The 7,989-nt window shown below is 55.5% G+C and carries 7 protein-coding genes; 5 read left to right on the top strand and 2 right to left on the bottom strand.

Translation table 11 applies throughout. The annotated features are described in order from the left end of the window. The 3 genes from NKJ12_RS31620 to NKJ12_RS31610 form a co-directional block, all read left to right on the top strand. A partial coding sequence (locus tag NKJ12_RS31620) for a diaminobutyrate--2-oxoglutarate transaminase (protein ID WP_352707624.1) occupies positions 1-1,046 on the top strand: 1,046 nt, incomplete at its 5' end. Continuing rightward, on the top strand, positions 1,036-1,878 hold the full coding sequence (locus tag NKJ12_RS31615) for a 2OG-Fe(II)-dependent halogenase WelO5 family protein (protein ID WP_352707622.1): 843 nt from the start codon (positions 1,036-1,038) through the stop codon (positions 1,876-1,878). The genes NKJ12_RS31620 and NKJ12_RS31615, both read left to right, overlap by 11 nt. A 2-nt stretch (positions 1,879-1,880) precedes the next feature. Next, a complete protein-coding gene (locus tag NKJ12_RS31610; protein WP_352707620.1) occupies positions 1,881-2,150 on the top strand; it encodes a hypothetical protein in 270 nt (89 codons plus the stop codon). Between the two features lie 257 nt (positions 2,151-2,407). Here NKJ12_RS31610 and NKJ12_RS31605 read toward each other — a convergent pair whose 3' ends face one another. Continuing rightward, on the bottom strand, positions 2,408-2,641 hold the full coding sequence (locus tag NKJ12_RS31605; RefSeq protein WP_502905763.1) for a helix-turn-helix transcriptional regulator: 234 nt from the start codon (positions 2,639-2,641) through the stop codon (positions 2,408-2,410). 1,093 nt (positions 2,642-3,734) lie between these two features. Here NKJ12_RS31605 and NKJ12_RS31600 point away from each other — a divergent pair. Next, positions 3,735-4,664, top strand: coding sequence for a 2-oxoglutarate and iron-dependent oxygenase domain-containing protein (locus NKJ12_RS31600; RefSeq protein WP_352707618.1), 930 nt, complete (start codon positions 3,735-3,737; stop codon positions 4,662-4,664). A 592-nt stretch (positions 4,665-5,256) separates the two neighbouring features. Beyond that, on the top strand, positions 5,257-5,676 hold the full coding sequence (locus NKJ12_RS31595) for a DUF2267 domain-containing protein (RefSeq protein WP_352707617.1): 420 nt from the start codon (positions 5,257-5,259) through the stop codon (positions 5,674-5,676). A 327-nt stretch (positions 5,677-6,003) separates the two neighbouring features. Here NKJ12_RS31595 and NKJ12_RS31590 read toward each other — a convergent pair whose 3' ends face one another. After that, complete coding sequence (locus NKJ12_RS31590; protein WP_502905764.1) at positions 6,004-7,698, bottom strand: GMC family oxidoreductase; 1,695 nt, start codon at positions 7,696-7,698, stop codon at positions 6,004-6,006. Between the last annotated feature and the right edge of the window lie 291 nt (positions 7,699-7,989).

The raw sequence follows: 7,989 nt of genomic DNA, 5'->3' as shown, positions 1-7,989 counted from the left end.
TTCTTCTATCGCTCGACATGTATACGGTGGCAAAGCGTGAATTCATTGAAGTGTTTGTGGATTCGCTTCTGAAGCCTAGAGGCCTTTCCTACAAAATACAGTTTCCTGGGCCGACCGGCACAAACGCTAACGAAGCGGCACTGGCCCTGGCGCGAAAATATACCGGCCGCTCGAGCATCATGGCCTTCACGAATGCGTTCCACGGCATGTCGCTCGGCTCTCTGGCGGTGTCGGGTTCGGCGTCGACCAGAGAGTTGGGCGGCGTTGCTCGCCATGATGTGATTCGTGTCCCCTATGACGGCTATCCGAACCAAGAGTTCGATTCCGCGGGCTACATAGACTTCGTATTGGGCGACCCAGGGAGCGGCATAGAAAAGCCCGCCGCAATCATCCTGGAGACCATCCAGGCAGAAGGCGGCATGAACGCCGCATCCGCAGCTTGGCTAACGGAAATTCAGCGGATTTGCCGTAAGCACGGCGTGGTTTTGATCGTCGACGACATTCAGGCAGGTTCGGGACGAACGGGCGATTTCTTCTCGTTCGAGTTCGCGAAAATCGAACCCGACATCGTGTGCCTGTCGAAGTCCCTAAGCGGTTCAGGTAGTCCGTTCTCGATTGTTCTCATTCGCCCCGAAATAGACATATGGAAACCCGGAGAACATAGCGGGACTTTCAGAGGCAACAATCTCGCCTTCGTGACTGCAGGAGCGATGTGCAAAATGTGGTCCGACGGACAGTTTACTAAAGGCGTTGAGCGGACAGCTGCCAAACTGCAAAGACACCTGGACAGCCTTGTTGCGAAATTTCCCAAGTGCATCGAACAAAAGCGCGGCCGCGGTCTGATGGCCGGCCTCAAGTGCCGTTCGCAGGCCTTTGTCGGCCGTGTGCACGATGTCGCGTTCGAAAATGGCCTGCTGATCGAATCTTCAGGACCAAATCGCGACGTCATCAAAGTCCTCCCGCCGATAACCATCACCGATGACGAACTCGATCATGGCATCGCCATCCTTGATCACGCACTAAAGGAGCAAGCCAATGAAGACTAATCAAGTATCCCAAGCCCCAGCCACCTCGCCTGTTGCGATCAGAGAACGAACCGGCTCGATCAGCACTGCGGACATCATCTCAGTCCTGAAAGGTGAGATCACCGCTCTGCACATCAGGCAAGCTTTCAGCACCGAAATAGCCGAGGAGATCACCGCGAACTTCAGTGGCAGTCCCGGTCTCAAGGAGCGTAAGGATGGCGTTCCCGGACAATATGTCGGCGCATCCCACTACAGGAAGGATGCAGCCACCTATTTCGCAGAGGCGGAAACTGCGCGACCGTACGTCGACGCGCTTTTTGAGAATCTGGTTGATCCGGTCCGAGCATTGTTCGACGCGTTGAAGCGCGACCTTCGCAAACAGGGCATTGAATTGCGGCTGGCCCGTTCGGAGCACGGTCAGGCTAATGTTTGTCGCGCTCTCAGTTGGTCTGGCAGCGGCACGTTCTCCTTGGACCCCCACGACGACGTCGCTCAAGTGTTATGTGCTGGGAACGATTACGAGCTTTCTGCGGTGGCGCACAACACCGTCGCAGCACTCAACTTCTATCCCAGCATGCCCGAGGAAGGTGGCAATCTGCGGCTCTGGAGCCACAAGCCGACAGTCACGGACCGAAAGTCGCAAGGTGTGGAGACTACGGGCTATCCCTATTCGGCAGCCTATCTCGAGGGCGTTCCTTGTCGCGACTTCCAGCTCAGGGCGGGGGATATCGGCCTGATCGATGGCGGTTTCGTTCACGGGGTCACCGGTCAATCGGGCAACGGAAAGCGTCGCCTGGTGCTGAACAGCTTTTTCGGGTTTGCTCGCCCGGATCTTGTTCTCTGGTGGACCTGAAGTTGGACGTCGTAACGACCGACCGGCTCCCGCCGACAGGTGTCACATCGGTCGAACGCGAGGGGGAGGCCCCTTTAGTCACAGCCGCCCTCGGACTGTTTCAGACCGACACTATCATGAAGCCCTTGGCGTTTCAGGTGCTGCCGGTCTACGACACGATTTACCAATTACCTGTCCGCGCTACCCGGCGCTCCACCGTTCCCGGTGCCGAGCCGAACACGCATCGCGAGGTGATGTTAAGCAAGGCAGAAGCAACGCGACAGGTGATCTAGCGGACGTATACTTCTTCCTACATCGATCGGGCATTTACCTGCGTCAGTATGCAGTGCACCGCGGCTCGACTTGGACCGTTTCCGAAATGGACCGAAGATTAGTGCTCCCACCGCTCCGACAGATGCAGGTTCAAGAAAACTCCTGGCAAAACCGATGTTAAAATCGCCGAATCGCAAGAGTACGTACCTTTCTCCGTAACAGAAGGATCGTGGCTTAGGCATGACATTTCTTTGTGAGAGATTTTCGGACCGATCTTTTACAATTCGATAATTCCAGATTGAAGCGCTTTTATTGCCGCAGTTGTTCTACTGACAGTATCCATCTTTCTCATAACATTTTTTATGTGGAAGTTAACTGTGTTTACAGATATACCTATAATCTGCCCTATTTCCCACGACGACTTCCCTTTCGCCGTCCATAGGATGCACTCCTGTTCTCTTGGAGAAAGGGTAGGTATCTCCTCGATGCCGCTAATCCGCCGGTGTTCCATCGTCTCTGCTCCACAGCCATTTGCACAGGAGGGTGTCACTGGCGCGCAAAACTGCCGGGGTTGTAAGGCTTCGGCTCTGCGCGCCGTCCTGGGCAGCTCTGCATCGCCTCAGCTCTACCATCTCATTGCGGTTGGCGAGGTTATTTCAACTTAAAGTTATGTTTCGCCATCATCATGCGAGTGCAACATAGAGGAAACAAAGTCTGTATTCTTCAATCACCGTAGCGTTCGATCAATAATCAACAGTGATGTTGAAAGTGTTTTTGCGACCGCATCGTTTAATTCGGCGCGACAAAGAAGTTGAAACCCAGAGACCTCACATCGGCCTGTCAAGGTAAGGCATATGCGATTAATTTAGGCCTGAGGCAAATCCGAGGACCTGCGGGCTCTGCGGCACGCCTCATCCTCCGAGGATGGGATGGTCATCACATTCGAGGCAGACCCCGATGGTGCTGGAGGATGCCAACAGTGCAGGGATATCCCTGGCGCTGAGCAGGCAAGTTATCCCGCGATCACCCTCTTGAGACTGGGGATCGCCTCGACGAGCGTGACGACATTGCCGGCGCAAACGACCGAAGGCGTGTGCGCCCCCCGCGCAGGAGATCCGCTCCGGGATCGTCGCCTTTCCGAGCGCGCCGGCCGCAATGCCTAGGGAAGAGGTAATCAGGGGCTCATCGACGGGGTGTGGCGGGTTCGTCTTCCTGCAAAGGCGCGCGCACAAAACTCTAACCATACGGTCCCGTTTTTCACTTCAATTTGCGCGGTCGGCGGCAATTCGAACGAGTTCCGGCCGATTTTCGGAGTATGTTAAGCAGGCCTTCGTAGATCATTTATATAAAACTCTTTTAGACTAGCATTACATTCTGTGTACCAATGGTAAATTTTTCCTGCAAAAGATTTAACAGCGACGAACGAGATGTAACAATAGCTCTACATATTATTAATTTATCCCGTATTGCCATTGCCGGCAATTCGATAGATATATTCGTGCATGGTGAAACTATATCCAGCCGAGATACACCGCGGACAAGGACGCCGACTTCTAAGCTTTCCAGCGCCCCACAAGGGCCAAAGCACCAACGGAGAAGCGAATATGACCACGCTACCACAAATTTCACTGGCGAAACTGGCAGCCGATGCAACGCAACGTGAAGAGCAACGGCGCTTGCAAATGGCCTGCGAGGAGTACGGATTCTTCTACCTTGTCGAGCACGGCATCCCGAAGGAACAGATCGCACAAACCATCGAGGCTTCCCGGCGGTTTTTCGCGTTGCCAGAGGCGATCAAGGAACGCTATGGTCACGCCTCTCAAGGCATGTATCCTACTATCGCCCGTGGATACAGTCCGTTGCACGGCGAAATACTCCATCCCGAGGCCGGCCGCGATCCAAAGGAATTGTTCGATCTCGGAATTGAGAACGAAGGCGACCGGCGTCCGTTTGCTGGAATCACGCGCTTTCCGGATGAGGCCTTGGCTCCTGGTTTCGCCCGAAGCCTGCTTGCTTTGCAGGCTACCGTGCTCAGCGGAGTTGTCCCGCTGCTTGGAACCGCGCTTGCCGACCTGATCGGTATGGAACAGGGCTGGTTCCGAAGCCATTTCAGCCCGCCGACACTCTTGCAACGCGTGATCCGGTATCCAGCTCGCGGCGGCACGTGTGCCAAGCACACCGACGGTGGCTTCTTCACGCTGTTGCTGCAGGAGGAACTCCCCACCCGGTCCTTGCAAGTGTGGTTCCGCGAGCGTTGGATGCCAGTGCCGAGCCTGCCCGACAGTCTCGTTGTCAATTTGGGCGACATGCTTCAGGCCTTGAGCGACGACCGCTTCAAGAGTACGCCGCATCAGGTCGCCCACAGTGGACTGAGTGACCGAATTTCGCTTCCCTTCTTTATCTATCCCGATATCGACGCTCGCCTGACTTCGCCGCAAGGGCGGCACACCTTCAGTGTTGCGGAAATGATGCTGCGCAACTTCGAGTCAGTCGAAACAGGGCATGGCGCCGGACGCGCACGAGACTTGCAGTAAGTGTTCGGTTTTCTCAAGCGCGCGCAAACTATGGCAACGACCCGGCGCCCCCTCGGTGTGGTACGGCGGAAGAACACTCCTACAATCTAGACCGTCCCGCCGTCCACCGTCGCCCACATTGCGCAACGGCTATGCGCCTCGGCATAAAGCGCGCTGATGCTGTCATATTATTTGAGTTGTGGCCGCACCAGATCCAGCGGTGCTTTTCAGGCGAGTCTACCGCGCCATCGCTGCGCTGAGGCGATGAATCCGGATTTGGGAAGCGAAGCGACCAATCCGGGATGGAACGAGGAGTACTTCTCCAGGCCGCGACGGGCCCCGCACAAATGAGCGTATTCGCGGACCCTGCGGTCGTAGTTCGCAGATCCGAGCGAATTCCGGGGTTAGGTTTTGTCTTTGGAATTTAGTCCGCGACCGCCAGGGACATCGGCACCAACGGCATCATCTCTCAGCCACGTCCATCCGCCGTTTTCCTTGCAGCGCTAGGCCCTCCTGACCAGGTTGGTCTGCCTCAAGGCCGACAAAACGCATTTCGACACTTAATGGCGACTAATCTGATCCTGACAAAACCTTTAAGGACAGGAGAATGCTTATGTACGTGAGCCGTGATCTAAACTATGCATTGCAAGCAACGCTGAATTGGATCAGCGATCTGGCGTGGAGACTTCGCTGGCATGATCGCGAGCGGGTTTTCCAAGCCCTGATTGCGACGCTGCATGCCCTGCGCGACTGTCTGGACCGCGACGAGGCTGTGTACATGGGCGCGCAGCTGCCAGCCTTACTGCGCGGCTTTTACTACGAGGGTTGGCATCCCGGCCGCCGCGCGATAGCCAGAAACCGCAATTCGTTTCTCGACCGGATCCACGGCAGCGTCCACTGCGACCCGGCGGTGGATCCGGAAGAGGTTGCCCGCTCGGTCCTAGGTCAATTGGCCGACCGTTTATCTGCAGCAGAGATAGAAGAGGCCAAGGCCGCCACTCCAAGAGTGCTGCATGACCTTTGGCCAGCCTGAGACACACGTCTGCCCCATGGGCGTATACACGAAGCCACCGCTTGGGGAGCATTTCGACCAGGAAGCCAATTTTGCTATGCTTCCTGAAGCTGCAACAAAAGCAATCTTGGCAACGCTTGAATACCTGGCGTAGGCAACGCTCTGATATCGTAGAAAGAGTCTGCTGCGAACCAGCATTGCTTCAATAATCGCCAGGTGTCCATGGCGCCTGGTTCGCTAGGCTAAGGCTAGTGAGTTTGGCGATTTCGAAAGGTTCTGGGCGGTGGCCGGGAGGTGGAACTCGTCGCGGGGACCGCTCGGTCCTCGTACATCCCGCCATACTCCACCCTATACGCTACGACACCCACTGCGTTCATTCAGTATCGCGTCAGATATCTTTTCGGCGACCATAATTGTTGGGATATTCGTATTTGCTCTAGGGCAGAATGGCATCACCGACGCATCGGCGACTCTTAAGCCCGATACTCGGTGAACGCGCCCGGATGGATCCGTAACACTAGTCGGATCCAGAGCGGCTCCCATCCGGCAAGTTGAAGTCGGATGGAAGTTTCCAAAGACATTCTGGCGTACAAAGCGGTCAAGAAACTCTTCGCTATCGAGGAGGTCTGATATACTATGACCATCGGTGATCGTATATCTTATTAGCCTTCGACGCAACCACGAGGAACTATCCATAAGTGTGGCGACAATGTAGGTGAGCCCGAAATTTAGGCGATTGTATTTGCTGATCCGCTTTGCTCGCCCAGTCCAAGTAGAAGGAAATGGGTCAAGCGCGACCGCCACCAGCGCCTTGTGCTCAAGCAGCTGTGCTACTAACCGAAACGCCTCCTTCAATCGCTCAGCATCGCGTTTGTCGCTCAACATATTGAAATTCACCCCCGGCTCAGTAGCATGAGAAGAATTCTTGAGCGAAACCGTTCCTGTCGAGTAGGCGCGGTTGACCCAGAAAGCCAAGGTGCCAAGGCGCTTGCCGACCGGATGCCACGCAGACTTGGCGAGGGCCGAGATAGCCATGTCGGTTGAAGGGCAGCCCTCGTAACCTGACGAGTAACGAGCATGCATCTGAATATAGCCGGTCGCGTTAGGCGCCATACGATCGTCCGGCCTCAAATATGCTGAGATAGCCACCCCCGGGTGCTCTTGCAGATTTTTTCCGACGCCGTTTATATCTGCGACAACTGGAATGCCGAGTTTTAACAGCTGCTCAGCTGGGCCGATCCCGGATCGCATCAGCAAGGCCGGCGAATGAATGGCCCCGGCACATAGGACAACCGTTGACGCGCGATAGGAGTGCCGGCCGGTCTTACTTTCGGTCTTCACACCAGTTATGTGACGGCCTGCACAGGTTAACCGTGTGACCGTCGTCTCAGACAAGATTGTAAGGTTGGGCCGAGCTCGGATGGTCTCCGACAAATAAGCCATCGCAGCTGAGACGCGACGACGGTTGCGGTTCGTCAATGGAACAACTGAGTGACCATCGCCAAATTCGCCGTTAAAGTCTGGTCGGAACGGTATACCTCTGTCTTCATAAGCCATCGATACAGCACGAATAAAGCCAGACCATTCTGCTTTGGACACGCGTCTAATTGGCAGCGGACCGTCGTTGCCATGAAATTCATTGCTAAAATCAAGATCGCACTCAAGTCGGCGGAGGTATGGCAAGACACCTTCCCAATCCCAGCCCGTCGCACCGCTAGACGCCCATTCGTCATAGTCCGCAGGGCCTCCCCGATTAGCTACTTGAGCATTGATGCTAGAGCCCCCGCCCATTACCCGGGCTTGCTCATAGCGTGTACGCCTGCTTAGATCCTGCACCATGGTCGCGTTGAGTGACGGCCACTGATAACGAGGATTGTAGTAAGCCCTCGTAGGGTCGCCATCGAGGATATCATCTGGGATGGCATCTGGGGAAAAGTCAGGACCGGCCTCAATGAGCAGGACGCGACTTCCACTGGCCGATAGCCTGTTCGCCATGACGCATCCGGAGGAGCCGCCACCTACAATTATATAGTCGAATAACAAAGACGATCTCGCTTCCATCTGTATGCCCTGCACTACGGTAGCCGGTGTTCATAGGTACTTCAGCAAAGTGACTCCTGGTAACGCAGGAAATCCACACTAAACGTTAGTAGTTGGCGAGCGGTAGAGATCACCAAGCTTGAGCGATGATCGCCAAACCATGTTCACCTCTCGCGCCTTCACGCGCACCATGGGTCCACACGTATGGTCAGTCGCCCTCGATGGGTCTTTCAAGGAACGCTTTGACCTTGCCGTCGATCTCTTCGCACAGCCGGCTGACCTGGCTTTTGGAGA

Origin of the sequence: Mesorhizobium sp. M0195, assembly GCF_040322115.1 — a bacterium.
Classification (GTDB): domain Bacteria; phylum Pseudomonadota; class Alphaproteobacteria; order Rhizobiales; family Rhizobiaceae; genus Mesorhizobium.
This window is presented reverse-complemented; position numbering and strand designations above follow the sequence as displayed.